Consider the following 23,556-nt stretch of genomic DNA (forward strand, 5'->3'; position numbering starts at 1 on the left):
CCCTAGTGCGTCCACCACCTACTTTTCAACAACTTAACTCACATTGCCTTCGACGAGGTGTAAGGCTGGCTGGCCTGACCCCACGGTGACCGTTTCTGTGACTCGGGGCGGTGAGCGTGGGCACGCCGAGACAGGCGGCCTCGGCGAAGCCAAGCCCGTCGGTTATTCGGCACCGCGTGGCAAGGCGACACAGGCCGCCCCCGTGCCGAAGGCGCGGCCGAGCCGCGCCTCGAAGAGCCAGACCGCTCGCCTATCCGCGCTTCCGCCACACCGGTGCCGACCGCTTCGACGATGCCTGCTCCGTCATTGTTCGGTACGACGCAGGAATAGGGCATGGCAACATTGCCGCGGGAGCCGCCACGGCCAGGCGTCGGACGGTTGACGCCCGAAGCGCGGACCCGGGGGGCACCTCGCCCGGGCTGACCCCTTGGCTTCGCCATGTCGCCGACGCGCAGGACCTCGCCTGCGAGACCCTGCTTATCCTACCAGGCGGCTTTCATCGTCATTGCAGAACCAACTCTTCTCCCTCGGCGACCCGCTCCAGCCGCCAAGGCTGGCTTGCTGCTGCGCGTTCGAACGTCTCGATCGGCCCGCGATAATCCGAGAAGGTCGAATGATGGATCGGCAGTACCGCCTTGGGCTCGACTGCCCGAGCAAAGGACAATGCTTGCCGCGCGCCCATGGTGACCTGGCCGAGCGGCCCTTCCGCGCCGACACCGCCGAGATGGGCGACGAGCAGGTCCGGATGGCGCAGATCAGCGCTGATCTCGGCCGGCATAGGGAAGGAATCCCCCGTCCAGTAGACCGTTCGGCGATAGGCGCCATGCCTGAATTCTAGCCAGTAGCCGTTGACATCTCCGAGCAGCGCAAGCCGCTCCGGCCGTTCGGAATGCTGCGCCGGCACCGCCGTGATCCGTACGGAATAACCCTCCCTATGGACCGTATGCGACGAGCGCCAAGGCAGGCCGAGCACGTCGGCGGCGCCGCGGCCGCGCAGCGTCTCAGCCTGAACGAGGGGCAAGACGAAACGCCGATCCTTCAGCCTCGCCAGCACGATTTCGCCGAGATGATCGGCATGGTCGTGGCTGATGAGGACGAGATCGGCCGGATCGAGATCTACCTCCGGGAGCCTTAACAGCCGAGCATGGACCGAGTCCGGTGTGCCGCTGTTGGGATCGAACATCCGGGAAGCCGAAGGTCCCTTGCCGAGCACCGGGTCGGTGACAATGCGGATCGGTCCGAAGCGGAATACGAGGGTCGGCCCGCCGACCCAAAGCGCCTTTACGGGGCAAGGCTCCTCCGCCCGCGCCGGATGGCCTCCGAGGGAGACCAGCGAGAGCGCCGATCCGACGCCGAGCACCGCCTTCGCGAAAGCAGTCTGTTCCATGGCTGGAATATCTAGCGAACCGACCTTGCCTCCACTATCTTGGCTGAACCGGACGGCGTGTCCGGCTGAATGGACAATCGCGCATGGACCTCAACCAAACCCGCGTATTCGTCGAGGTGGTGCGCGCCGGCGGCTTCGCGGCGGCGGCGCGACGGCTCGGCGTTCCCAAATCGACGATCAGCGCACGGGTGCAGGCGCTGGAAGCGCGGCTCGGCGCGCAGCTCCTGAAACGCTCCACTCGCCAGCTCTCGCTCACCTCGGAGGGCTCGGCCTATTTCGAAACGGTCGCATGCGCCGTCGACACGTTGGTGGACGCCGAGGCCGCCACGACCGCCGAGCAAGGCGTGCTCTCGGGCCGGATTCGATTCACCGCGCCGCTTGAATTCCCCCGTGACGCGATCACCGCCGCGTTGGCGAGCTTCTGCAGCGCGCATCCGAAGGTGCGGTTTGACGTGCTGCTCACAAACCAGCCGCTCGATCTCGTCGCCCAGAACATCGACCTGGCGCTCCGCGGCGGCGATCCCGGCGGTGCGGGCCACATCATCCGGAAGGTCGGCGAGATCGCTTCTGGTCTCTTCGCCAGCCCCGGTTACATCGATCGATGCGGCCGCCCCGCTTCGCTACCCGACCTCGAAAATCACGACCTCCTCCTCTTCACCTCCACGTCGCAAAGCCGAGTTCTGCGTGCCGTCGATCCGCTCGCCGGCCATGAGCCGCGGATAGTCTCGGACAATTTCGCCTTTCTCCGCCGGCTGGCGCTCGCCGGGCTCGGCATTGCCGCGTTACCCGACGCGGTTGTGGCGAACGAAGTCGCGGGCGGTCGGCTCGAGCGGTTGCTGGACGGCTGGACCAGCGAGCCGTCCGCCCTCTATCTCGTCTTCCCCTCACGGCGCGACATGACGCCGCGGGTGAAGGCGTTCGCGGACCATCTGGTGGCGGCGCTGAGCGGCCGCGCATCGTCCATCTGAGTGGACGGTCAATCCGGTCCAGGGCAGCTGGTTTCCGTGCCCGCGAAAGCGCATCTTTAGGGCGTTCTCAGGAGACTGAACATGCTCGTCCGTCGCCTTGTACAACTCTATTTCGGACTGCTTCTCTACGGGCTTTCGATGGCGCTGATGATACGGGGAAATGTCGGTCTTAATCCCTGGGACGTTCTGCACCAAGGCCTCTCAGGTCGGGTCGAGGCGAGCTTCGGCACGATCGTCATCGGCGTCGGCATTCTCGTCATGCTGCTTTGGGTCCCGCTCCAACAGCGCCCGGGGCTCGGAACGATCAGCAACATTTTCGTCATTGGCATTGCCGCCGACCTGTTTCTGGCGCTGGTGCCAGAGCTTTCCGGGCTAGGGCTCCGCTGGAGCGTAATGGCGGCAGGGGTCTTCCTGTGCGGCATCGCCGGCGCGGCCTATATTGGCGCCGGCTTCGGGCCGGGCCCGCGCGACGGCCTTATGACGGGCCTGTCCGCGCGTACAGGTTGGCCCCTGCGCCGGGTCCGGACGGGGATCGAGCTCGCGGTACTCGGCTCGGGCTGGCTGCTCGGCGGAACTGCGGGGCTCGGGACGGTGCTTTTCGCCCTCGCCATCGGGCCGCTGGTCCAGGCATTTCTCCCCGTCTTCACTCCCGCCCCAACGGTACGGGCGCTCGCCTGCGAGACCTGCTGATTGTCCATCGGAATGGACGCAGCAGACCGAAAGTGCCGGCTAGTCGGACGCCGCATGAAGGCGCATCTTGCCAGTCGAAAGGCAGGCAGAATGAAGATCGACATTGGCATCCTTGGAACGGGCAGAATGGGGGTCCGGCTCGCCCGCATGTACGCAGAAGCGGGGCGGACGGTGCGGCTCGGTTCGCGCGATCCCGCCCGCGCCGCAGCAGTGGCGCGCGAGTTGCAAGACCCGCGCATTCTGCCCGGCAGCTATGAGGATGCGCTCGCCGCTCCGGCGATCCTCCCCGCGGTTTTCCTGCGCGACGGTCTGCTCGACCTTCTGGCCGCACACCGTCCGGCGCTCGATGGCAAGCTGCTGATCGACATCTCGAATCCATTCAATCATGACTATTCGGACTTTTTAACGCCGTGGGACTCAAGCGGCGCCGAAGAACTCGTCCGCGCTCTTCCCAAGGCCCGCGTCGTCGGCGCATTCAAGAACGTCTACTGGGCGGTCCTCGACGACCCGCTATTTACCGGTATCCCGAGTGACGTCTTCCTCGTTGGCGACGACGAGGACGCGAAGGTGCACTTCCTCTGCCTCAGCGAGGGAACTCCGTTCCGCTACCTCGACGCTGGACCCCTGATCAACGCCCGCGCCATCGAGCGGATGACGATGATCACCGGAGCCATCGGCCGACGGCTCGGCTCCTATCCCCGCATGAACTGGCGGTTGCTCGGCTGAAAGGGAGCATCATGACCACGCTTCGCTACATTGAGGATTTTGCAGCCGGCGAGACATTCGAGACTGGCTCCCACACCCCGACCGAGGAAGAGGCCCTCGCATTCGCCCGAGCACACGATCCGCAAAGCTTCCATGTTGATCCGGCCGAGGCCCGGCGCCACCCGATCTTCCAAGGCCTCACGCTGAGCGGCTTCCACACGATTGCCATCACCCATCGCCTGATTTTCGAGCGCGACATCGGTCATGCCTGGGGCTTGATCGGAAAGGGGCTGGACGGCCTGCGCTGGCGGCGCCCGGTCCGTCCCGGCGACACGCTTCGGGTGCGCGGCTGCGTCGTCGCGGTCGCTCACGAACCCGGTCAGCCCGCGGGAACGCTCGATGTGGAGATTGAGACGCTAAACCAGCGCGACGAGGCGGTGATGACCTTCGCGGTCTCGACCCTCGTACCATCGCGCATTGTCCTTGCCAGAAAGCGCAATGCGGCATGAGGCAGGAGCGCCCGCGTCACGACCTGTTCCCGGGACTCCCGTCGAGCGCAGATAGTTCATGGGGTGCCCATTCCGGGAAGCCCATCTTCGTGCCCGATCGTGGGCCCCTCCCATTTCTTCGGTCGCGCGGCCGGGGCCGGTCTGACGGGCGACCGGTACGCGCTGCGGGAAAACCGTCCGACGGAGCCGCTCTTGGGCGGAAGGCGGCTTCTGCGGGAGTTCTGATCGAACTCAATGCCCTCCGGCTACGCCGAGCGGTTGTGAGGCAGGCCGATGCCAGCAATCCCGAACCGCGGGGCGAAAAATGCCCGAGTTGAGCAGCCTGCTTGCCTTCGCGGCTATAGCGTTGGGCATGGTTCTTACTCCGGGACCGAACATGTTTTATCTGGTCTCGCGATCGATCTGCCAGAGCCGAACCGCTGGCCTGGTTTCGCTGGGCGGAATAGTGCTCGGCTTCGTATTCTACATGCTATGCGCAGCCTTTGGCATCACTGCCCTCGTGCTGGCGGTGCCCTATGCCTATGACACAATCCGTTTTTCGGGCGTGCTCTATCTATTGTGGCTGGCGTGGCAGGCCGTCCGTCCCGGCGGCCGTTCGCCCTTCCAAGTCGAGGATCTGCCCAGGGACAGCACGAAAAAGCTTTTCTTCATGGGCTTTCTCACGAGCCTTCTCAATCCGAAGATTGCCGTGATGTACCTGTCTCTGCTCCCGCAATTCATCAATCCTCACAACGGCAGCGTTCTTGGGCAGGCCATTACCCTCGGCGCGACGCAAATAGTCATAAGTGCGTTCGTAAACGCATTGATCGTGACATTTGCCGGCTCGTTGTCGCTGCTCCTTTCTCGCCGTCCTTCGTTCGCGGTGCTCCAGCGCTGGATCATGGGGACAATATTGGCCGGGCTCGCCGTCAGAATGGCAACCGAAGTCCGACGCTGATGAGCGCAATGTCACCCAAGAGGCACTCGCCGGATGCAGTCCGGCCGCCCCGCGAGCCCGCCAATGGTCTCGTCCACTAGCCCCACCGCATCACTGGCTTCAAACAAAGGAAAACCTCATGAAACTGGAACGTCTGGCAGCGTTCGCCGATGGCGACATTGGCGGGAACCCCGCTGGAGTGGCGCTGATGGAATCTTGGCCCTCACCAGAGGACATGATGGCGACCGCCGCGAACGTCGGGTATTCCGAGACGGTTTTCGCAGTGCCGCTTAGCCCTGGTCGATGGCGCGTCCGCTATTTCGCGCCGGAAATGGAGGTGTCGTTCTGCGGCCATGCAACAATCGCTTTAGGCGCCGTGCTCGCTGACCGCGTCGGCGAAGGGTCTTTCTCGCTGGATTTGAACGACGGCAGCATCATGGTCAGCGCGACCCGCGCGAGCGGCGGATTGCGCGTCGAATTGAACTCTCCGCCTACCCGCAGCGAGCCGGCATCGGACGATCTGGTTGAAGCTGCGCTGAAACTGTTCGGCTACGATGTTGAAGATCTGAATATTTCGATTCCTCCTGCGGTGGCGCATGCGGGAGCCGATCATCTCATCCTCTGCCTAACATCGCGCGAAAGTCTCCGCTCAATGAACTACGATCTTCGCGCCGGAGCCGCATTGATGCGCATTCACGGCCTGACGACTATCGCACTGGTCGTTCCGCGTTTTCCGCGGCACTTCGACGTCCGCAATGCCTTCGCGGCAGGCGGCGTGCTTGAAGACCCTGCCACCGGCGCCGCCGCGGCAGCGTTATCGGGATACCTGCGCGACATCGATTGGCCGCACGAAGGACGCATTGACATCTCGCAGGGCGAGGACATGGGCGCTCCATCGAGGATCGTCGCGGAGATACCGGCGGAGCGCGGATCATCGATCCGCGTCAGTGGAACCGTACGGCGACTTTCGTGAGCGCTCGAGGTCCGGGGAACGAGCCGCCCCAGCCAGCCGAGCTTGCGAAGGCCGGTCGCATGCGACACCGGACTTGCGTCCCTACTCAGCATCGATACGTCCAATCGAGAATTGCGTTCACCATGTCCTAAAGTCGACCCAACAGCCCCAAACTTCGCTTGGGCAGGGTGGCCGATGATCCTATATGGACGTGGTGAGCTATCCCGCCCTCTTCCTCCTGTTCCTCGCCACCGTCGCGGCGATGGAAGTGGTTGCCTATGCCGCGCATCGCTGGGTGATGCATGGGCCCGGCTGGTTCCTGCATCGCAGCCACCACCGCGAACGCCACGGCCGGTTCGAGGCGAACGATCTTTACGCGGTGATTTTCGCGCTGCCGTCGATCCTGCTTCTTTATGGCGGGGTTCATCTGGGTTGGGGCGGCTGGGCAATCGCGGCAGGGGCCGGCATCGCCGCCTATGGCGCGATCTATTTCGGGTTTCACGACGTCATCGTCCATCGTCGCATCGGCCACCGTTACGCTCCGCAATCCTCCTATATGAAGCGCATCGTCCAGGCCCATCGGCTGCATCACGCGATCGAGGGGAAGCAGGGCGCAGTCAGCTTCGGCTTCCTCTGGGCCCCGCCCCCTCATGTCCTGAAGCGCCAGATCGCCGACAGCGAGCAGGTCCTGCTTCGCCAGCCGCGGGCCTAGCCCAGTGACCGCCATTTTCGCCTCGGTCGCCGCGATGAGCCTGATCGTCGCCGTGCGCTACCTCGCGGTCAGCGGCGGCTTCGCCTGGCTGACCGCCCGGAGGCTCCCCACGCTCTATCGCGGCCGGACGCGCCAAGTGCGTCAGGAAATCGCCTGGTCGCTCGCCAGCGCCATCATTTACGGGGCCCCCGCGGGGCTGCTTGCCTGGGGCTGGCAGGCGCATGGATGGACCCGGGTCTATAGCGATGTTTCGACCTATCCGCTGTGGTGGCTTCCGGCGTCGGTGATCACCTACCTGCTGGCGCACGACACATGGTTCTACTGGACCCACCGCTGGATGCATCGCCCGGCGATCTACAAACGCGCCCACGCCGTCCACCATGCCAGCCGCGAACCTACGGCCTGGGCGGCGATGAGCTTCCATCCCTGGGAGTCGCTGAGCGGCGCCGTGCTCATCCCGGCGCTAGTCCTGCTGGTCCCGATTCACTACGGAGCGCTGCTGGTCGTCCTTACCATCATGACCGTGATGGGGGTCACCAATCATATGGGCTGGGAGATGTTTCCGCGCTGGCTGGTCCGGGGACCGCTTGGAGAATGGCTGATCACCGCTAGCCACCATCAGAAGCATCACGAAAAATATCGCTGCAACTTCGGGCTTTATTTCAGGTTCTGGGACCGGCTTTGCCGAACCGACCGGGGATTGGGCCGCTTCGATCACGAGGCCGCAGCCCCCCAATCATAGCCTCGACGAAGCTGGGGAGCAGGAAGCTAAGCTTGCGCATCTTGCCGATCGTCACCCGCTGGTCCCAGGCATCGGCGCCGAGCGCGGCGACCCGCCGTCCAATTGCACCGTAGATCCGCAGCGCCGTCAGCACGGCGAGCCGGGAGCGGAACGGCAGGGTGTCGACGCCGAGCCGTGCACTCGCCTCATAATGCTTTGCCATCGAAACCAGCCGGGCAGTCATCGTGGCCAGCGCGGAGCGATGCTCAGGCGCCATGATGTTACTGGGCTCGATCCCCGCTTCCGCTAGCCAGTCCGCCGGCAGGTAGGATCGGCCGTTGGCGGCATCCTCCCCGATGTCGCGCGCGATGTTCGAAAGCTGGAAGGCGATGCCGAGGTCGGCGGCGCGGTCCAGCGTCTCTGAATCCTGGTCATTTACGCCCATGATGATCGCCATCATGCAGCCCACCGAGCCCGCGACATGGTAGCAATAGCGCGCTAGGTCGGCCTCGGTCCGCGGCCGCCATTCCTGCTCATCAAGCGTGAAGCCTTCGAGATGATCCTCGATCAGGCGCGTCGGTAACGGGCATTCGCTTGTCAGTTGTGCCAGCGACTGGAAAGCGATGCCGTCTCCCGGCTGACCCTCCGCGGCAAGGCGGCTCCGACTGCGCAGCAGGACGACGCTGCCCCGCTCGCCGCTTCCAAAGCCGAAATGCTGCCCGTCGGCGACATCGTCGCAATAGCGGCACCAGCAATAAAGCAGCCACGCGCGTTCGCGCGTTCGCTCATCGAACAGACTGCTGGCGGCCCGAAACGACTTCGACCCACGCTGGATGGCTTCCTTGGCCCCGGCAACGATCGCCGCGCGGTTCACTCGGCCAGATCCGCGATCATCAGGCCGGCAGTCGCCTTCGCGCTACCCACGACGCCTGGAATGCCGGCACCGGGATGGGTCCCAGCACCGACGAAATACAGGTTTGACAGAGTCGAATCCCGATTGTGCACGCGAAAATAGGCGCTTTGGGTTAATACCGGCTCCAGGCTAAACGCCGACCCGAGGTGAGACCGCAGTTCAGTTTCGAATTCCGCGGGTCCGAAATGGAAATGTCCGGTCAAATTGGCGCGCAACCCGGGCAGCAGGCGCTCTTCCAGCAGATCGATCAGCCGTTCGGCGAACGCCGGACCCTCGACCGCCCAGTCGATCGGCGCGTTGCCAAGGTGCGGGACGGGCGCCAGCGCGTAGAAGGTCGACTTGCCCGGCGGCGCCAGCGACGGGTCGGTGACGGTCGGGTGATGAACATAAAGCGCCGGGTCGGTCGGCAGTCCCGGTCCCTTGTAGATCTCGTCGAGCAAGCCCTTGTAGCGCGGGCCGAACAGGATGTTGTGATGCGGAACGTCAGGCCAACTTCCCTCTGCGGCAAAGTGGAGCACGAACAGCGAAGGCGAATAGCGCTTTCGGCGAAGCCGGCGGGCAGCCGATCGCGCAGACGGATGACCAAGCATTTCATAGGTCCGCAAGACGTCGGCGTTAGATACCACCGCGTCGAAATGCTCGCTCCACCCGGACGCCGTTCGCAGACTACTGATACGGTCTCCGTGGGCCTCCATTTCCTCGACCGGTTCGTTCAGCCGCAGAATCCCGCCCAGCCGTTCGAAATGGGCGACCATCCCGGCGACCAGACGATTGGTGCCGCCTTTGGCAAACCACACACCGCCGTCGCGTTCCAGCTTGTGAATCAGCGCATAAATGGCGCTGGTCGTCATCGGGTTGCCGCCAACTAGCAGCGTGTGGAAAGAAAAGGCCTGGCGAAGCTTCTCGTTGCGGACGAACCGAGACACCATGGCATAGACCGAGCGCCAGGCCTGATAACGCGCAAGCTGCGGCGCAGCATTCAGCATCGATTTGAAATCGAGGAAAGGAACGGCGCCAAGCTTGACATAGCCTTCCTCGAAAACGCCCGCAGAATATTTGAGGAAACGGCGATACCCATCGACATCGCGGGGATCGAGCGCATGAATCTGCCGTTCCAGCCCTTCGTCGTCGTTGACATAATCAAAGGTCGAACCGTCGGGCCAGGACAGGCGGTAGAAAGGACTGACTGGCAGCAGTTCGACGTCGAGCGCCATGTCGCTTCCGCTCAGCGCCCAAAGTTCGCGCAGACAGTCTGGATCGGTGATCACCGTTGGACCGGCATCGAAGATGTGGCCGTCCTTCTCCCAGTAATAGGCGCGTCCGCCGGGCCGGTCGCGCGCTTCGTAGATGACCGTCTTGATGCCCGCCGATTGCAGGCGGATCGCCAGCGCAAGTCCAGCGAACCCAGAACCGATGATCGCCGCGCGCCTGGTCATCACTTTTTCCCCAACATCGCCGAAATTGCGCGGCCGAGCGCTACCGGCGGCCGGCCCGTCAGCACCCGCGCCTGGTCGAGCAGACCCAATCGCCCGGCGTAGAACCGGCCGATGAGCGCAGGTGGCAAACGATAGAAATGCTCAAGCACCTTGTAGCGCTCTTCGGGGCGTGCGGCGCGGAACAACATGCGATTCAACCCTCGGAAAAATGCCCGTTGGCGCCATAATGCCTTCGCTCTCGCGCGCAGGAAACCGGCCAGCGGGGCGGAATGGAGTTCGGCCTGCGCGGCGATCAGGGCGGCGTTCGCCACCGCGTCCGGCAGGGAATAGCTGGTGGTCGGGTGGAAGAAGCCTGCGCGGACACCGATCCGGGGCAGGCCGTCGTCGGCCGGCCACAGGCGATCGAAGTCGCCTCCCATTATGACCGGCAACACGCCTTCCTCCTCGTCGATGACCTCCGCCTTGCCGGCGTCCAGCTGTCCTGCCGCCTGGTCTAGAGCCGCCTGCAGTCGCGGCCGGTCGATCACGGGCCGTTCGGAATAATAAGTATCCTCGATCAACAGGTCGGTGTCGCTGAACGGCAGGTAATAGAGGAAACGATAGCCGTCCTCCTGGACGACGGTTCCGTCCATGATCACCGGGCGGGCTACACCATGAGGACGCGCAAACCGGTAGATTCGGCCCACGAACTTTTGCCAGCCGAGGTCCAGCGCATCGTTCTGGCCGGTTCCGCGCGCATCGATGATCGCATCGCCCGCAAGCGACGTGCCGTCGGTGAGCCTGACCTGAGTAGGCTCGACCGCCGAGATTGCGGTGCCAAGCCGATAATTGTCGGGCTCAAGGCTGGCGACCATCATCTGGTGCAGGTCGGCGGACCGGATCGAGGAATAGCCGATGCCGAGCCTGCGCTTCCGCCGTGGAAAGCGGATGTCGTGGTCGGGCCAGCGATGGGTCTTGATGCCGTCGAGCACCCAGCGGGCGTCGGGCTCGATATCGGTATCGAAGAAGGACCAGGTATGATTGCCGCCAAAGCGGTCACCCTGCTCGATGACCAGCAGTTCCATGTCCGGGCGGCGCCTGGCCAGCGCCAGCGCGGTCAGGCAGCCAGCTAGCCCGCCGCCGGCAATAATGACACGGTTCATTCCCATCCAGGTAGGCTGCGCTTGGCGGAACTACACGGCGGCTGGTAGGAGATCAGACGATGCGTACCATCCTGCCCCTTGCCTTCCTGTTGCTGATCGCCGCCGACGATCCCACCGCGACCATTGAAATTAACGTGGAGGGACTGCGAAACGGCAAGGGACAACTGCACCTTTGCCTGACCCGCAACCCCGTGCATTTTCCCAATTGCATCAAAGACCCTTCGGCACTGCGCCGGACGGTGCCCACGGCCGAGCACCAGTTTCGCCTGACCGGTGTTGCGCCGGGCCGCTATGCGGTGACCCTGGTTCACGATGAAAACTCCAACGCTCGGCTCGACATGTTCATGGGCATCCCGCGCGAAGGGTTCGGATTTTCGCGCAATCCGACGATACGCTTCGGTGCGCCGAAATTTGAATCCGTCGACATTGACCTCGCTCCCGGTTTCACCCGCGCGAGCGTGCGCATGCAATACCTCCTTTAGGTGGTAGGAGTTCGCCCTTCTCAGGGCGTTCGACTTTTCCTCTTCAATGATCGCCGGAGGTCGGTAGGTCCGCTTCCACCGCGATCCTGATCGCTTCCGCCGAACTGGCGACCCCGAGCGCATTGATCAGTCTTGCCCGGTGCATCTTCACGGTCTTCTCTTCGATCCCCAGGCGGATGCCAATCTGCTTGTTGCGAAATCCCGCCGCCATCAGCGACAAAACCTGTCGTAGCCGGGGCGTGAGGCCGTCGACCTGGTGACGGGCCCGGTTTTTGCGCAGCCCTCCTGCCCGGCCGTTTTCGCCGACTTCCATCTGCGATCCGATGAACATCGCCACCTCGCCGCGACCGTCGCGCACCGGCGCGACCATCACGGCGTTGCGAAACGGACTTCCGTCCTTGCGGTAGTTGAGCAGCTCGGCGACCGCGGGTTCACCCCGGTCAACGGCATCGCGCAGCACGGCTTGGGCCTTGGGATCCGTCGACGGCCCGGCGAGGAAACGGCAGTTGCGGCCGAGGATCTCTTGAACCTCGTAGCCGGTCAGCCGGGCGAAAGCCTCGTTGACGGCTACGATCGGATTGTCGGCCTGGCGCTTGTCGGTGACAACCGTGGGGATCGGTGTGCGGTGAATCGCATCGAGCAATTGCTGAAATTCGCTTTCGTCCGCCTCTGCTACGTCTTTCGCCATCTCGCGGCGCAGGATGGCATGCGATCAGGCAACAGGCAAAGTCCGGTTGGCGATAAGCTGGTCGACAACCGAGGGATCGGCCAGCGTCGATGTGTCGCCAAGGCTGGACAGCTCGCCTTCCGCGATCTTGCGCAGGATGCGGCGCATGATCTTTCCGCTGCGGGTCTTGGGAAGAGCTGGCGCGAACTGGATGACGTCAGGCGTGGCGATTGGCCCGATCTCCTTGCGGACCCAGCTGATCAGCTCGGCGCGCATCGCGGCGTCCGGCTCCAGCCCCGCATTGACGGTCACATAGGCATAGATGCCCTGCCCCTTGACCTCGTGGGGCATGCCGACGACGGCCGCTTCAGCAACCGAGTGGTGGGCGACCAGCGCGCTTTCGACCTCGGCGGTGCCAAGCCGGTGTCCCGACACGTTGATGACATCGTCGATCCGCCCGGTGATCCAGTAATCCCCGTCCGCATCGCGGCGACATCCGTCGCCGGAAAAATAATAACCGGCAAAGGTCGTGAAATAAGTTTCAAAGAAACGGGAATGGTCGCCCCAGACAGTGCGCATCTGCCCCGGCCAGCTGCGCTTGATGACGAGGGCGCCTTCGCCAGGCCCCGCGATCTCGCGCCCTTCGGCATCGAGCAGGGCCGGCTCAACCCCGAACAGGGGCCGGGTCGCACTTCCCGGCTTCAGCGCGATCGCGCCGGGCAGTGGCGCGATCATCATCCCGCCGGTTTCGGTCTGCCACCAGGTATCGATTACCGGGGAGCGCCCTTCACCGACCACTCGATGATACCAACCCCAGGCCTCGGGATTGATCGGCTCTCCCACCGTTCCTAGCAGGCGCAGCGACTTGCGCGACGTGCGGCTGACCCACTGATCCCCCTCGCGCATCAGCGCGCGCAACGCTGTTGGCGCCGTATAAAGGATTTCGACCTGGTGTTTGTCGACAACCTGCCAGATGCGGCTCGGGTCAGGCCAGTTGGGAACGCCTTCGAACATCAGGCTGGTCGCGCCGTTCGCCAGCGGCCCGTAGACGATATAGCTGTGCCCCGTTATCCACCCGATATCGGCTGCGCACCAGTAGATTTGGCCCGGCCGGTAATCGAAAACGATCTGGTGGGTCAGCGAGGTCCACACCGCATAGCCGCCGCTGCTGTGCAGCACGCCCTTGGGTTTCCCGGTCGATCCTGAGGTATAAAGAATGAACAACGGGTCCTCCGCGCCCATCTCTACGGGCGGACAATCTTCCGGCGCCGCGTCCATGGCCGCAGCCCAATCGATGTCGCGGCCTTCCTTCATCTCGACGTCCGCGCCGGTCCGCCGGAACATGATTACCCGGGATACCCCCGGACAATCCCGAAGCGCCTCATCGACATTGGCCTTGAGCGGCACCGGCTTGCCGCCGCGCAGCCCCTCGTCGGCGGTAACCACCAATCGGCTGTCGCAATCGCGAATCCGACCGGCGAGCGCCTCGGGCGAGAAACCGCCGAAGACGACCGAATGGATCGCGCCGATCCGGGCGCAGGCCAACATCGCGACGGCCGCCTCCGGAACCATCGGCATATAGATTGTCACGCGATCGCCGCGTTCGACCCCATTGGCCTTGAGCAGGTTGGCGAAGCGGCAAGTCAGCCGGTGAAGCTCGCGATAGGTCAGCGTACGGCCTTCGGCCGCGGGGTCGTCAGGTTCCCAAATGATGGCAGGATCGTCGCCGCGTTCGGCCAAATGACGGTCGAGACAATTGGCGCTGAGGTTGAGCGTGCCGTCGGCAAACCAGCGGACTGCGAAATCCGCCTTGTGAAAACTCGATTCATCGACCCTGGAAAATGGCCGAATCCAGTCGATCCGTTGCGCCTCGCGCCGCCAGAAACCTTCCGGATCATCGAGCGACTCACGATACAGCGCCCGATAGCGTTCGGCATCGACAAGTGCCTTGCGCGCCCATTCGGCCGGAACCGGGTACAGGGATTCGGTCATCGGGCCTCTCCTTGCTCATCCATTAGCTAAGCTGCCGTAGCGTCGGTGCAAAGCCCCTCGCGCCATCGGCCTGCCTCGGCTAGCACATTGGTATGACCGTCCTAGTAACCGGAGCGGCCGGATTTATCGGATCGCATGTCGCCCTCGCCCTGCTCGATCGGGGCGAGCAAGTGATCGGCATCGACAATCTCAATGATTATTACGACCCGGCGCTCAAACAGGCGCGGCTCGACCGGGTCGCGGCCGCACATGGCAATGGCTTCACCTTCGGCAAAGTCGACTTCGGGGACCAGGACGCGCTCAGCGAATTTGTGGCCGCGCACCGCTTCGACCGGATCGTTCATCTGGGCGCGCAGGCCGGCGTTCGCTACAGCCTGGTCGATCCGCAGGCCTATGTCCGCTCTAACCTGATGGGCCAGATCAACATGCTGGAGCTGGCACGGCACCGAGCGGTCGACCATTTCGTCTATGCCAGTTCCTCATCTGTCTATGGCGGCAATGACAGCCTTCCGTTTCGCGTCGAGGACCGCGTCGACCAGCCCATTTCGCTCTATGCCGCGACCAAGAAAGCCGACGAGCTGATGAGCGAAAGCTACGCCCACCTGTTCCGCCTGCCGATGACGGGCCTGCGCTTCTTTACGGTCTACGGCCCTTGGGGGCGCCCCGACATGGCGATGTGGTTGTTCGCCAAGGCGCTCATGGAAGGGCGTCCTTTGACCATCTTCAACAATGGCGAGATGCGCCGCGACTTCACCTATATCGATGATATCGTGAGCGGCATTGTTGCCTGCCTCGACGCTCCGCCGCGCGACGATGGCGAAACCAAGGCCGGCGGAAGCCGCAGTCCCCATGCCCTCTATAATATCGGCAATCATCGCTCCGAAGAGCTGATGCGCATGGTCGGTCTGATCGAGCAGGCAATGGGCCGCAAGGCGCAGATCGATTTCCAGCCAATGCAGGCCGGCGACGTCAAGGATACGTTCGCCGACATCAGCGCGATCGAACGCGACCATAGTTTCCGGCCCAGAACGACGATCGACGAAGGCATTCCGCGCTTCGTCCAGTGGTTCAAACATTATCACCAGGTCGCCTGAGGAGTCGCAATGCCCCTTCCCGCCATATTCGATCGCCTGCGTCTTCCCGTCATCGGCGCGCCGCTTTTCATCGTCTCCAATCCCGACCTGGTGATTGCCCAGTGCAAGGCTGGCATCGTCGGCAGCTTTCCTGCGCTCAACGCCCGGCCGCAAAGCCAGCTCGACGAATGGCTGCACCAGATCAGCGAGGAGCTTGCTACCTATGATGCCGCCAATCCCGAAGCGCCATCGGCGCCTTTCGCGGTCAACCAGATCGTCCACCGCTCAAATGACCGTTTCGAGGCCGATGTCGCGACCTGCGCCAAGTGGAAGGTCCCCTTGGTCATCACCTCGCTTGGCGCGCGCACCGAGCTCAATGACGCGGTCCATGGCTGGGGCGGCATCACCCTTCACGACATCATCGACGACCGTTTTGCCCGCAAGGCGATCGAAAAGGGCGCGGACGGGCTGATCGCGGTCGCGGCGGGTGCAGGTGGCCATGCCGGGCGATGGTCCCCCTTCGCCCTGATCCAGGAAATCCGCCGCTGGTTCGACGGACCGCTCGCCCTTTCGGGCGCAATCGCAACCGGCAATGCGGTGTTGGCCGCAAAAGCGATGGGGGCTGACTTCGCCTATATTGGCTCGCCTTTCATCGCCACCCACGAGGCGCGAGCGGCCGACGACTATAAACAGGCCATCACCCAGGCCGGAGCCGCCGACATCATCACTTCGGCGCTGTTCACCGGGGTCAGCGGCAACTACCTGCGTGCCTCAGTGGTCGCCGCCGGGCTCGATCCCGACAACCTGCCGGCGCCCGGCCCCGAGGCGATGAATTTCCAGTCGGCAACCGGAGCCAAGGCGTGGCGCGATATCTGGGGGTCGGGCCAGGGGATTGGGGTCATCCGCGAGGTCACTTCCACTGCCGAGCTAGTCGCTCGCCTGTCATCGGAATATGATACGGTCCGCCGCGCGATCTGCGGCTAGGCGATCGTCTCCAGCCTGGCCCGCCAAGAATCGGGAAGCGTGGTCGGACGCCGTTCCGTCCGGTCGACATAGACGTGGGTAAAATGACCCTGCGCGCTCGGCTCGTCCTGGTCGGGCGCGAAAACTCCCAGGCGGTAGGTCACGCTGGACCGGCCTAGCCGCTCGACGGCAATTCCCACCTCGACCTCGCCGGGAAAGTTCAGCGGCGCGAAATAGGAACAGCCCGTTGCGACGACGAGCCCGATCGGGTCGCCCTGTTCGATATCCAGCAGCCCCGTCTCTACCAGCCACCGGTTCACCGCCGTATCGAACCATGCGTAATAGACGGTATTGTTGACATGGCCGTAGGCGTCATTGTCCGCCCAACGCATGCTGATCCGGTCGAACCAGCGATAGGAGGCCCGCGGCCGTGCGGACTCCCGGCTCACCATGCGGCCTCATACAGCCGCCGGGCATCCTGTTCATCGATGTGGCATGGATTGTTCACCAGCAGCCGGGTCTGCTTCATCGCTTCCCTTGCCAATGTCGGAATATCATCCAGGCTGATCCCATGGTCGCGCAAGCGCGGCTTCAGCCCGCTTGCCACGACCAGGCGATCGAGCCCGTCGATCAGCGCGGCGCAGCGCGCCTGGCTTCCCAGCGCTTCACAGTCCGCAACCAGCAGCGGTGCAAGCTCCGCATAAAGGTCCCGCGCGGCTTCGCTATTATGCTGCATCACAGTGCGCAGCATCAGCGCGTTGCTGAGGCCGTGCGGCAGGTGGTGGAGCCCGCCAAGCGGGTAGGCTAGCGCATGAACCCCCGCGACTGGTGCGTTGGCGAAAGCCAGGCCGGCGAGGTGCGCGCCTAGCAGCATCGCCGAGCGCGCATCGATATTGGCCGGATCGTCGATCGCGACCTGCAGATTGCCGGTCAGCAGCCGGAACGCCTCACGCGCAAGCGCGTCGGAGATCGGGTTCTTCAGCCGCGCGGAGGTGAAGGCCTCGACGGAATGCACGATCGCATCGATGCCGGTCGCCGCGGTCACCTCAGCGGGAAGCCCAAGCGTGAGGCCGGGATCAAGCGCCGCCCAATCGGCGGTCAGCGGCCGCGCATTGACCGCAAGTTTTATCCCGCCCTCGCAGGTGATCACCGAAATTGGTGTAGCCTCTGAGCCCGTGCCCGCCGTGGTCGGCACCAGCGCGAGCGGCAGCCCCACGCCGTCGGCGACGTCGACGCCCCAGATCGAGTCGAGATCGTCGCCCGAGCCGAGCAGATAGGCCGCAAGCTTGGCGACATCCATCGGACTGCCGCCGCCGAAGCCGACGACATGGGTTGCGCCGCCCTCTCGGCCACGCTCGACCGCCGCGAGCAAGGTGTCCCTGGAAGGATCGGCCTCGACCTCGTCGAATAGGATGATGTCGCGGCGCCCCGCCGCCTCCAGCGAAGCGCGGCAGGCATCGATCAGGCCCAGCCGGACGACCTGCTTGTCGCTGACCAACAGGCAGGGGCCTTCGGGCAGGAGGTCGGCAAGGCGGGCTGCGGATCCATCGCCGGAGAGGATTCTTGGACCCGGGTTGAATGTGAAGGGCCGCATGGCGGCGACCCTAGCGATTCAGGCTCCGCGGTTCCAGATCAGGTCGCGCTCCAGCCTGCCCATCAGCGCCCGGGCCGGGCTCGGTGCCGGTTCGCTTGCGACCTGCCCCTCATCGAGCCGGCGGACGCGGTCATAAAGGTCGATGCTGGCGGTAATCAGCCGCTGGGCGCTGGCCGGGAGTTGCACGATGACTGCTGGGTCGCTGTCGTTGGCGTTGCCGAGCCTGCGCTCCGGCCTTCGGCCGTCTGCGGCCATGATCTCGCCGGTCTCGACCGCTCGCTGGGTCAGAAGCCAGGCGACGATGTGCATGATGCGGGTCGTAACCTTCAGCGATTCGCAGGCGAAGCCGACCCGGGCGAACGGATCGAGCGTCTGCCGCTCGTCGCGGCCAGCTTCGTCGAAGTAAGCCCGTGCTTCATCGGCCAGCACCATGGCTTCGGTGTAAAGCGCATCGATCAGCCGGGGAGTGATCCGAGCCTCGGGGGCGCTGTCTTCGGTCGAATCGTTCATGATGCTGCCAATCTTGCCATCTCAGTGCTGCTGAGGAAACGTTTCGGCGAACGGGGTGGAAGCAGCCGATTGCTACCTGTCCCAGCATTGGACAGGCGCATCAAGCGATGATGTCCGGGATCAGCCGGTCGGCGAGCTGCTGAATCTCGTCCTTCAAAACCAGTTTGCGCTTTTTCATCCGCGCCAGTTCGAGCTGGTCGCAATTGCCGCTTGAACTCAGCAGCTCAATCTCTTCATCCAGACGCCGATGTTCCTGCTTCAGCAATTGGAGCAGTTCGCGCGGATCATCGTCGTTCATCGGTCCATCCTAGCCCAAGCCCAGATCGTCGTCACCACGCTTACCGTCAACGCCGGGCTGCCCCCAGCCGTCGCTGGAAGGAGTCGGTTCGAGGGCGACAAATCGTCTATTTCATGATTTATTCGATGAACTGTCACGCGTCAGCCAACGAAAGGAAATTGACCGATGGACAAGGCCCATGTCGAGGCACTCGCATCTAAACATGCTTCGCTGCACACGCTGATCGACCAAGAAGAACATCGCCCCCACCCCGACACGGACCTGCTGGCGCGCCTGAAAAAGGCAAAACTTAAAATCAAGGATGAGATGGTCGGCCATTAGCCGAAGTCCGATCCACGAAAAAGGCCGACCGCTCATCGGAGCCGCCGGCCTTTTTTGATGGTTCAGTCCCGGTCAGTCGTCCCGGGAAACCCGTTCGATCCGCTCATGCTTTTCCTGGGCTTCCAGGGTCATGGTGGCAATCGGCCTGGCTTCGAGCCGTGCAAGCGAAATTGGATCGCCGGTGACTTCGCAATAGCCATATTCGCCGTCGTAGAGGCGGCGGATCGCCGCATCGATCTTGGCGATCAGCTTGCGCTGCCGGTCGCGGGTACGCAATTCGATCGACCAGTCGGTTTCGCTCGACGCGCGATCGGCGATGTCCGGTTCGCGCAAGGAGTCGACCTGGAGCTGAGCCATCGTCGCGCGGCTTTCCTCGACGATGGATTCCTTCCAGTCCTTCAATTTCCGCAGAAAGTAAGCACGCTGTTCGGCGCACATGAATTCTTCGGTCTCTGAAGGACGATAACCGTCAGCAAGCTGTAACTGGTCAAATTGTTCGGGACCGGATCCGTACAGGTCCTTAAGAGCAGTCGCCATTATTCCCTCCCCGACACAAGCGCCTGCCGCCGCAGGAACCGGGCCAACGGTAGCGGCCGGAGGCAAAACATTGGACTTTCCCGATACTTAGCCCGGGGCCGTCTGATGCCCATGGCGCTCATAGTTAAGGACGTGCGGCTTAACAAGAACTGACCGGCGAACATTTAATTTAACTGTGGATTGTTGCTGATGGGCCGCAGGTGGTTGTCCCAAGACCGCACAGGCCGCGAAGCACATGCACCGTGACGCTTTCGACACCGGCAGACCATCCTCGCGCATTGCGACCGGGTGGTCAGACTGGAGGATTGCAGGAGTTGCCGATCAACCGCTCCGGAGAAGGCCGACCGCGGAGTCGCGTTCGAACAGGTAAAGGCACAATCGTGCCGCCTGCCCGCGCGCGCTGGAAAGGCCACCGTCGCGATCGAGCAGCAATCGCGCGTCGGCCTGCGCCACTGGAGCCAGTTCGGCGACATCTTCGGGACTTGCTACGCGAAATCCCTGATCCCCTGACTGTCGGGTCCCCAGGATCTCACCCGGTCCGCGCAGCCGCAGATCCTCCTCGGCAATGCGAAAGCCGTCGTTGGTTGCACGCATCAGCGCGAGCCGTGCCCGGCCCGTCTCGGTCAACGCCTGGCCGCGAAGCAGGATGCATCGGCTGGCCCCTGCGCCGCGCCCGACCCGACCGCGAAGCTGGTGGAGCTGGGCAAGGCCAAACCGTTCCGCCCCTTCGACAATGATCAAGGTGGCGTTGGGTACGTCGACGCCCACTTCGATCACGGTGGTCGCGACCAGAACGCCCAATTCGCCCGAACCGAACGACGTCATGACGCCATCCTTCTCGGGTCCCTTCATCCGGCCATGCACCAGGCCGACCCGCTCGGCGCCGAAGCGGGCCCGGAGCGTCGCCGCACGCTCCTCGGCCGCAGCCGCGTCGATCGTCTCGCTTTCCTCGACCAACGGGCAAACCCAATAGGCCTGCCCACCGTTCGAAAGGTGCCGGCCAAGCCCGTTCATCACATCGGCCAGCTTGGCATCGCTGATCACCAGCGTTTCGATCGGAGTCCGGCCCGGCGGCATCTCGTCGATCCGACTGACGTCCATCTCGCCATAGTGGGTCAAGGTCAGCGTTCGCGGGATGGGTGTAGCGGTCATCGCCAGCAGGTGCGGTGGTCGCTCGGCCTTTTCGCTCAACAACAGCCGCTGCGACACGCCGAAGCGGTGCTGTTCGTCGATCACGATCAAGCCCAGCCGCTGATAAGCGACATGCTGCTGGAAAATCGCATGGGTTCCAACGAGAATGTCGACCGATCCGTCGGCTAGTCCCATCAGTATAGATTCCCGCGCACGCCCTTTCTCCCGGCCGGTGAGAATCGCGATCCGCACGCCGATCGCCTCGCACTGGCGCTGGAGGGTGGTGAAATGCTGCCGCGCGAGGATTTCGGTCGGTGCAAGCATCGCCGCTTGTGCGCCGGCCTCGACGGCCTCCAGCATGGCCAGCAAGGCGACCAACGTCTTGCCCGATCCAACATCCCCCTGGAGCAGCCGGAGCATTGGCCTTTCCTGTGCCATGTCCCCGCGAATTTCACCGATGACGCGCTGCTGCGAACCGGTCAGTCGATAGGGCAAACGCAGCTGTCGGCTAAGCCTGCCGTCGCCCTGCAACGGCCTGCCGCGTTTGCGCTGAGCGACTTGGCGGAGCAACATTAAAGCGAGCTGATTGGCAAAAATTTCGTCGTAAGCCAGACGCTTGCGAGGCAGTGTAGCTAGGGCTTCAGAATGCGTCTCATGGAGCGCCGCATGCCACGCCGGCCAATATTCGCGCTCCAGCAGCGATGGTTCGACCCACTCGGGAAGTTCTGGAAGGCGTTCGAGTGCAGCCAACACCAGTTCACGCATCCGCTTGTTCGAGACGCCTTCCGTTAATCCATAAACGGGTTCACGCAGGGCGATCTTGTCCGCCTCGGCGGGTTCCAGCACTTCGGGATGAACCATCTGCCACTCATCGCCCCAAGCGTCGAGCTTGCCGACGACGGTGCGCAACTGGCCATGGGGAAGCTGTTTCCTCGCCCAGGTTGGATTGTTGAAGAAGGTCAGCGTCAGCCTGTTGTCGTTGCCGTCCCGGGCGTAAATCCTCAGCGGAGCGCGGCCCGCCCCGGACTGGGTTTCGACTGGGGTGACGTCAAGGACGACAATTCGGCCGAGCAGCGACTGGGAGGCGAATGGCGCGCGGACACGGTCGATCGTCCCGGTCGGGAGATGGTAGGCAAGGTCGATGAGCCGCCCAAGGTCGAGCCGGGCGAGAGCCTTGGCGATGCCCGGTCCAACACCCTTCAGCGCCTCGACTTCGGCAAACAGGGGGTTGAGCAGGTCGGGTCGCATTAGTTTCGCTTGCCCAGCAGCAACTGCGGGCGCTCACAAAAATAGGTCTGGAGGCTGTCGAACAAATCGCGGGCGGGCGGGCGGCGCAAGGCGGCGCGACGGACGATCAGGTAGATCGGCACGTCGAACGCCTCGTTTGGCTCAAAGCAGCGCCGAAGCAGGCGGTTCGCATCCCCCATCGTGCAGGGAAGCGCGCCAATCGCCGCGCCTGAGGCAATAGTGGAAGCGAGGGCCTGGAGATTCTTGCAGTGCGGCGAACGCATGTCCGGGGATCGCTGTTTCTTTAGCCATCGGTAGATCGGAAGCATGCCCGCCGGCGCATCGAGATCGGCGATCGGAAAAAGGGCAAGTTTCTCTGGATCGTCCGGACATTCGCTCTCCGGTGCATGCGCCGACGCGTAGACCGCAAAGCCGCAAGCCGGCAAATCGCGCGCCACGACGTCGACCTGCTGCCCGGTAGTCCGTCCGCGAATCGCTATATCTGCTTCTCCGCGATCCAGATCGTAGATCCGGTCGGCCGGCAAAATCTCGACATCGACCGCGGGCCAGCGCTTTCGAAACTCTCGAAGGACAGGCACGACCAATTGTTCGAAATGATCGGGCAGCGTCAGCCGGATCAGTTTCAGCCCGGTTTCGGTGAGAAGTTCCACCTCCGCGGTAAATTCGCACACGCTCCGCTCCGCCTGAATAGCCAGGGGATAAAGTCGCTTGCCGGCCTCAGTCGGGACTAGGCCGCTGGACCCTCGTGTGAACAATTTGAGATCAAGGTCATTTTCCAGTGCCGCTAGGCGCCGGACAATGGTCGACTGGCTGGTGCCAAGAACGCGGGCGGCGCGGACGGTCGTCCTTTCGCGGTGAAGCGTGACAAAAACCCGCAAGTCGTCCCACGAGAACATGGGCTCGAGCTATTCACATTTGCATAGCGCGCTGCAAGCATTTCCGTTGAGTCGGCTGGCTTCCGCTCATAACTGGCCGCCCGAGCCGCACAAACCGCCGGCGGAGGAATTCAACCATGATGATCAGAAACAGCCTTGTGGCGCTTGTCGCAACCATTGCGTTTTCAGCCCAGGCGTCGTCGGGCAGCTCGACAAAGGAGCCAAGCCTTGCCGAGGTCCGGGCGCTGACAGCCAAATATCAGGATGTAAACGTTGCCTTGGCCGAAGGCTATGTTCCGGACCCGATGAACATTTGCGAAACCGCGGAGATGATGGGCCGGCCCAGCCATTTGGGGGCAATGGGCGTCCATTTCTTCCGGCCTGACTTGCTCGGCATTACCAGCGACACCAATTCCCGGGTCGACGGCAACGGGCTTCACACCGACTTTCGGCAGCCTTCGATCCTGATTTACGAGCCGCAGGCCGACGGGTCGATGAAACTGGTCGCGGTCGAGAACCTGGTTTTCGCCAAGGCCTGGCATGCTGCCGGCAATAAACGACCGCCGCGCTTCCATGGCGTCGAATATGACACGATGAAGGACGATCCCAGCACTAAAGTCGACGAGGCGCACATGTTCGAGCCTCATTATGATCGGCACGTCTGGATTTATAGGGACAACCCCAACGGGATGTTCGCGCAATTCAATCCCAACGTAAAATGCCCGGCACCTGCAGCAGGCTTGAGTCACTCCGCCCACCAGCGCGACTGACCTCCCTTGTCCGGGCGCTGCCCGGTCCCTAGATCGTGACCATC

General features: G+C 63.5%; 26 protein-coding genes. 13 read left to right on the forward strand and 13 right to left on the reverse strand.

What is annotated here, in order from left to right:
• Positions 1–502: 502 nt before the first annotated feature.
• On the reverse strand, positions 503–1,387 hold the full coding sequence (locus tag FMM02_RS01250; protein WP_147493165.1) for an MBL fold metallo-hydrolase: 885 nt from the start codon (positions 1,385–1,387) through the stop codon (positions 503–505).
• Between the two features lie 83 nt (positions 1,388–1,470).
• Here FMM02_RS01250 and FMM02_RS01255 point away from each other — a divergent pair, with 83 nt between their 5' ends.
• The 8 genes from FMM02_RS01255 to FMM02_RS01290 all read left to right on the forward strand — a co-directional run bounded on the left by FMM02_RS01255 (position 1,471) and on the right by FMM02_RS01290 (position 7,581).
• A complete protein-coding gene (locus FMM02_RS01255) occupies positions 1,471–2,355 on the forward strand; it encodes a LysR family transcriptional regulator (RefSeq protein WP_147493166.1) in 885 nt (294 codons plus the stop codon).
• Between the two features lie 81 nt (positions 2,356–2,436).
• On the forward strand, positions 2,437–3,045 hold the full coding sequence (gene yczE / locus FMM02_RS01260) for a membrane protein YczE (protein ID WP_147493167.1): 609 nt from the start codon (positions 2,437–2,439) through the stop codon (positions 3,043–3,045).
• Between the two features lie 90 nt (positions 3,046–3,135).
• Positions 3,136–3,771, forward strand: coding sequence for an NADPH-dependent F420 reductase (locus tag FMM02_RS01265; RefSeq protein ID WP_147493168.1), 636 nt, complete (start codon positions 3,136–3,138; stop codon positions 3,769–3,771).
• Positions 3,772–3,782: 11 nt separating this feature from the next.
• A complete protein-coding gene (locus FMM02_RS01270) occupies positions 3,783–4,259 on the forward strand; it encodes a MaoC/PaaZ C-terminal domain-containing protein (RefSeq protein WP_147493169.1) in 477 nt (158 codons plus the stop codon).
• 304 nt (positions 4,260–4,563) lie between these two features.
• Positions 4,564–5,196 (forward strand): LysE family translocator, encoded by a 633-nt coding sequence (locus FMM02_RS01275; RefSeq protein WP_147493170.1) that lies wholly within the window; start codon positions 4,564–4,566, stop codon positions 5,194–5,196.
• 118 nt (positions 5,197–5,314) lie between these two features.
• Positions 5,315–6,148 carry a PhzF family phenazine biosynthesis protein gene (locus FMM02_RS01280; protein ID WP_147493171.1) on the forward strand — a complete coding sequence of 278 codons (834 nt, stop codon included), beginning with the start codon at positions 5,315–5,317 and terminating at the stop codon, positions 6,146–6,148.
• Between the two features lie 184 nt (positions 6,149–6,332).
• Entirely contained in the window at positions 6,333–6,839 is a 507-nt protein-coding gene (locus tag FMM02_RS01285) for a sterol desaturase family protein (protein WP_187107808.1), read from the forward strand.
• A 34-nt stretch (positions 6,840–6,873) separates the two neighbouring features.
• Entirely contained in the window at positions 6,874–7,581 is a 708-nt protein-coding gene (locus tag FMM02_RS01290) for a sterol desaturase family protein (protein ID WP_147494919.1), read from the forward strand.
• Here the strand turns inward: FMM02_RS01290 and FMM02_RS01295 are convergent.
• Genes FMM02_RS01295 through crtY form a run of 3 tightly spaced genes read right to left on the reverse strand, consistent with a single transcriptional unit; the run spans position 7,502 to position 11,051 of the window.
• On the reverse strand, positions 7,502–8,434 hold the full coding sequence (locus tag FMM02_RS01295; RefSeq protein WP_147493173.1) for a phytoene/squalene synthase family protein: 933 nt from the start codon (positions 8,432–8,434) through the stop codon (positions 7,502–7,504). The two genes, FMM02_RS01290 and FMM02_RS01295, sit on opposite strands and share 80 nt — an antisense overlap.
• On the reverse strand, positions 8,431–9,909 hold the full coding sequence (locus FMM02_RS01300; RefSeq protein ID WP_147493174.1) for a phytoene desaturase: 1,479 nt from the start codon (positions 9,907–9,909) through the stop codon (positions 8,431–8,433). Before FMM02_RS01300 ends, FMM02_RS01295 begins: the two co-directional genes overlap by 4 nt.
• Positions 9,909–11,051, reverse strand: coding sequence for a lycopene beta-cyclase CrtY (gene crtY, locus FMM02_RS01305; protein WP_246104795.1), 1,143 nt, complete (start codon positions 11,049–11,051; stop codon positions 9,909–9,911). Before crtY ends, FMM02_RS01300 begins: the two co-directional genes overlap by 1 nt.
• A gap of 59 nt (positions 11,052–11,110) precedes the next feature.
• Here crtY and FMM02_RS01310 point away from each other — a divergent pair, with 59 nt between their 5' ends.
• Positions 11,111–11,533: a DUF2141 domain-containing protein gene (locus tag FMM02_RS01310; protein ID WP_147493176.1), complete on the forward strand. Its 423-nt coding sequence runs from the start codon at positions 11,111–11,113 to the stop codon at positions 11,531–11,533.
• 43 nt (positions 11,534–11,576) lie between these two features.
• On the opposite strand, the gene FMM02_RS01315 is transcribed toward FMM02_RS01310, so the two are convergent.
• Both FMM02_RS01315 and acs read right to left on the reverse strand, forming a co-directional pair.
• Complete coding sequence (locus tag FMM02_RS01315) at positions 11,577–12,221, reverse strand: PAS domain-containing protein (protein WP_147493177.1); 645 nt, start codon at positions 12,219–12,221, stop codon at positions 11,577–11,579.
• Positions 12,222–12,245: 24 nt separating this feature from the next.
• The gene (gene acs / locus FMM02_RS01320) at positions 12,246–14,192 is read right to left on the reverse strand and encodes an acetate--CoA ligase (protein WP_147493178.1); all 1,947 of its coding nucleotides are present in this window, start codon (positions 14,190–14,192) and stop codon (positions 12,246–12,248) included.
• A 92-nt stretch (positions 14,193–14,284) separates the two neighbouring features.
• Here acs and FMM02_RS01325 point away from each other — a divergent pair, with 92 nt between their 5' ends.
• Positions 14,285–15,286, forward strand: a complete 1,002-nt coding sequence (locus tag FMM02_RS01325) for an NAD-dependent epimerase/dehydratase family protein (protein ID WP_147493179.1) — start codon at positions 14,285–14,287, stop codon at positions 15,284–15,286.
• A 9-nt stretch (positions 15,287–15,295) separates the two neighbouring features.
• Positions 15,296–16,249, forward strand: coding sequence for an NAD(P)H-dependent flavin oxidoreductase (locus FMM02_RS01330; protein WP_147493180.1), 954 nt, complete (start codon positions 15,296–15,298; stop codon positions 16,247–16,249).
• On the opposite strand, the gene FMM02_RS01335 is transcribed toward FMM02_RS01330, so the two are convergent.
• The 4 genes from FMM02_RS01335 to FMM02_RS01350 form a co-directional block, all read right to left on the reverse strand.
• Positions 16,246–16,680, reverse strand: a complete 435-nt coding sequence (locus FMM02_RS01335) for an acyl-CoA thioesterase (protein ID WP_147493181.1) — start codon at positions 16,678–16,680, stop codon at positions 16,246–16,248. The genes FMM02_RS01330 and FMM02_RS01335 overlap by 4 nt on opposite strands.
• On the reverse strand, positions 16,674–17,822 hold the full coding sequence (locus tag FMM02_RS01340; protein ID WP_147493182.1) for an iron-containing alcohol dehydrogenase: 1,149 nt from the start codon (positions 17,820–17,822) through the stop codon (positions 16,674–16,676). Before FMM02_RS01340 ends, FMM02_RS01335 begins: the two co-directional genes overlap by 7 nt.
• 18 nt (positions 17,823–17,840) lie before the next feature.
• Positions 17,841–18,332, reverse strand: a complete 492-nt coding sequence (locus tag FMM02_RS01345) for a DUF1465 family protein (protein ID WP_147493183.1) — start codon at positions 18,330–18,332, stop codon at positions 17,841–17,843.
• Between the two features lie 100 nt (positions 18,333–18,432).
• Positions 18,433–18,630, reverse strand: a complete 198-nt coding sequence (locus FMM02_RS01350) for a YdcH family protein (protein ID WP_147493184.1) — start codon at positions 18,628–18,630, stop codon at positions 18,433–18,435.
• Between the two features lie 165 nt (positions 18,631–18,795).
• On the opposite strand from FMM02_RS01350, the gene FMM02_RS01355 reads away from it, so the two are divergent.
• Positions 18,796–18,951 carry a YdcH family protein gene (locus tag FMM02_RS01355; RefSeq protein WP_147493185.1) on the forward strand — a complete coding sequence of 52 codons (156 nt, stop codon included), beginning with the start codon at positions 18,796–18,798 and terminating at the stop codon, positions 18,949–18,951.
• 72 nt (positions 18,952–19,023) lie between these two features.
• On the opposite strand, the gene dksA is transcribed toward FMM02_RS01355, so the two are convergent.
• The 3 genes from dksA to FMM02_RS01370 all read right to left on the reverse strand — a co-directional run bounded on the left by dksA (position 19,024) and on the right by FMM02_RS01370 (position 22,763).
• Entirely contained in the window at positions 19,024–19,488 is a 465-nt protein-coding gene (gene dksA, locus FMM02_RS01360) for an RNA polymerase-binding protein DksA (RefSeq protein WP_147493186.1), read from the reverse strand.
• A 321-nt stretch (positions 19,489–19,809) separates the two neighbouring features.
• A complete protein-coding gene (recG, locus tag FMM02_RS01365; RefSeq protein ID WP_147493187.1) occupies positions 19,810–21,867 on the reverse strand; it encodes an ATP-dependent DNA helicase RecG in 2,058 nt (685 codons plus the stop codon).
• Positions 21,867–22,763, reverse strand: a complete 897-nt coding sequence (locus FMM02_RS01370) for a LysR family transcriptional regulator (RefSeq protein WP_147493188.1) — start codon at positions 22,761–22,763, stop codon at positions 21,867–21,869. Before FMM02_RS01370 ends, recG begins: the two co-directional genes overlap by 1 nt.
• Positions 22,764–22,879: 116 nt before the next feature.
• Between FMM02_RS01370 and FMM02_RS01375 the strand changes: the two genes are divergently transcribed.
• Positions 22,880–23,512, forward strand: coding sequence for a hypothetical protein (locus tag FMM02_RS01375; RefSeq protein WP_147493189.1), 633 nt, complete (start codon positions 22,880–22,882; stop codon positions 23,510–23,512).
• Positions 23,513–23,556: the final 44 nt, after the last annotated feature.

It is taken from the genome of Sphingomonas xanthus (assembly GCF_007998985.1).
Lineage (GTDB): Bacteria > Pseudomonadota > Alphaproteobacteria > Sphingomonadales > Sphingomonadaceae > Sphingomicrobium > Sphingomicrobium xanthum.

Bases quoted from the DNA above. Each gene is read 5' to 3' on its own strand.
- FMM02_RS01315 (WP_147493177.1), bottom strand. From the start codon at position 12,221: ATGGCGAAAGACGTAGCAGAGGCGGACGAAAGCGAATTTCAGCAATTG.
- FMM02_RS01310 (WP_147493176.1), top strand. From the start codon at position 11,111: ATGCGTACCATCCTGCCCCTTGCCTTCCTGTTGCTGATCGCCGCCGAC.
- FMM02_RS01370 (WP_147493188.1), bottom strand. From the start codon at position 22,763: ATGTTCTCGTGGGACGACTTGCGGGTTTTTGTCACGCTTCACCGCGAA.
- FMM02_RS01340 (WP_147493182.1), bottom strand. From the start codon at position 17,822: ATGCGGCCCTTCACATTCAACCCGGGTCCAAGAATCCTCTCCGGCGAT.
- FMM02_RS01270 (WP_147493169.1), top strand. From the start codon at position 3,783: ATGACCACGCTTCGCTACATTGAGGATTTTGCAGCCGGCGAGACATTC.
- recG (WP_147493187.1), bottom strand. From the start codon at position 21,867: ATGCGACCCGACCTGCTCAACCCCCTGTTTGCCGAAGTCGAGGCGCTG.
- FMM02_RS01250 (WP_147493165.1), bottom strand. From the start codon at position 1,387: ATGGAACAGACTGCTTTCGCGAAGGCGGTGCTCGGCGTCGGATCGGCG.
- FMM02_RS01375 (WP_147493189.1), top strand. From the start codon at position 22,880: ATGATGATCAGAAACAGCCTTGTGGCGCTTGTCGCAACCATTGCGTTT.
- FMM02_RS01330 (WP_147493180.1), top strand. From the start codon at position 15,296: ATGCCCCTTCCCGCCATATTCGATCGCCTGCGTCTTCCCGTCATCGGC.
- dksA (WP_147493186.1), bottom strand. From the start codon at position 19,488: ATGGCGACTGCTCTTAAGGACCTGTACGGATCCGGTCCCGAACAATTT.
- FMM02_RS01280 (WP_147493171.1), top strand. From the start codon at position 5,315: ATGAAACTGGAACGTCTGGCAGCGTTCGCCGATGGCGACATTGGCGGG.
- FMM02_RS01275 (WP_147493170.1), top strand. From the start codon at position 4,564: ATGCCCGAGTTGAGCAGCCTGCTTGCCTTCGCGGCTATAGCGTTGGGC.
- acs (WP_147493178.1), bottom strand. From the start codon at position 14,192: ATGACCGAATCCCTGTACCCGGTTCCGGCCGAATGGGCGCGCAAGGCA.
- FMM02_RS01345 (WP_147493183.1), bottom strand. From the start codon at position 18,332: ATGAACGATTCGACCGAAGACAGCGCCCCCGAGGCTCGGATCACTCCC.
- FMM02_RS01255 (WP_147493166.1), top strand. From the start codon at position 1,471: ATGGACCTCAACCAAACCCGCGTATTCGTCGAGGTGGTGCGCGCCGGC.
- crtY (WP_246104795.1), bottom strand. From the start codon at position 11,051: ATGAACCGTGTCATTATTGCCGGCGGCGGGCTAGCTGGCTGCCTGACC.
- yczE (WP_147493167.1), top strand. From the start codon at position 2,437: ATGCTCGTCCGTCGCCTTGTACAACTCTATTTCGGACTGCTTCTCTAC.
- FMM02_RS01325 (WP_147493179.1), top strand. From the start codon at position 14,285: ATGACCGTCCTAGTAACCGGAGCGGCCGGATTTATCGGATCGCATGTC.
- FMM02_RS01290 (WP_147494919.1), top strand. From the start codon at position 6,874: ATGAGCCTGATCGTCGCCGTGCGCTACCTCGCGGTCAGCGGCGGCTTC.
- FMM02_RS01300 (WP_147493174.1), bottom strand. From the start codon at position 9,909: ATGACCAGGCGCGCGGCGATCATCGGTTCTGGGTTCGCTGGACTTGCG.
- FMM02_RS01265 (WP_147493168.1), top strand. From the start codon at position 3,136: ATGAAGATCGACATTGGCATCCTTGGAACGGGCAGAATGGGGGTCCGG.
- FMM02_RS01285 (WP_187107808.1), top strand. From the start codon at position 6,333: ATGGACGTGGTGAGCTATCCCGCCCTCTTCCTCCTGTTCCTCGCCACC.
- FMM02_RS01335 (WP_147493181.1), bottom strand. From the start codon at position 16,680: ATGGTGAGCCGGGAGTCCGCACGGCCGCGGGCCTCCTATCGCTGGTTC.
- FMM02_RS01350 (WP_147493184.1), bottom strand. From the start codon at position 18,630: ATGAACGACGATGATCCGCGCGAACTGCTCCAATTGCTGAAGCAGGAA.
- FMM02_RS01355 (WP_147493185.1), top strand. From the start codon at position 18,796: ATGGACAAGGCCCATGTCGAGGCACTCGCATCTAAACATGCTTCGCTG.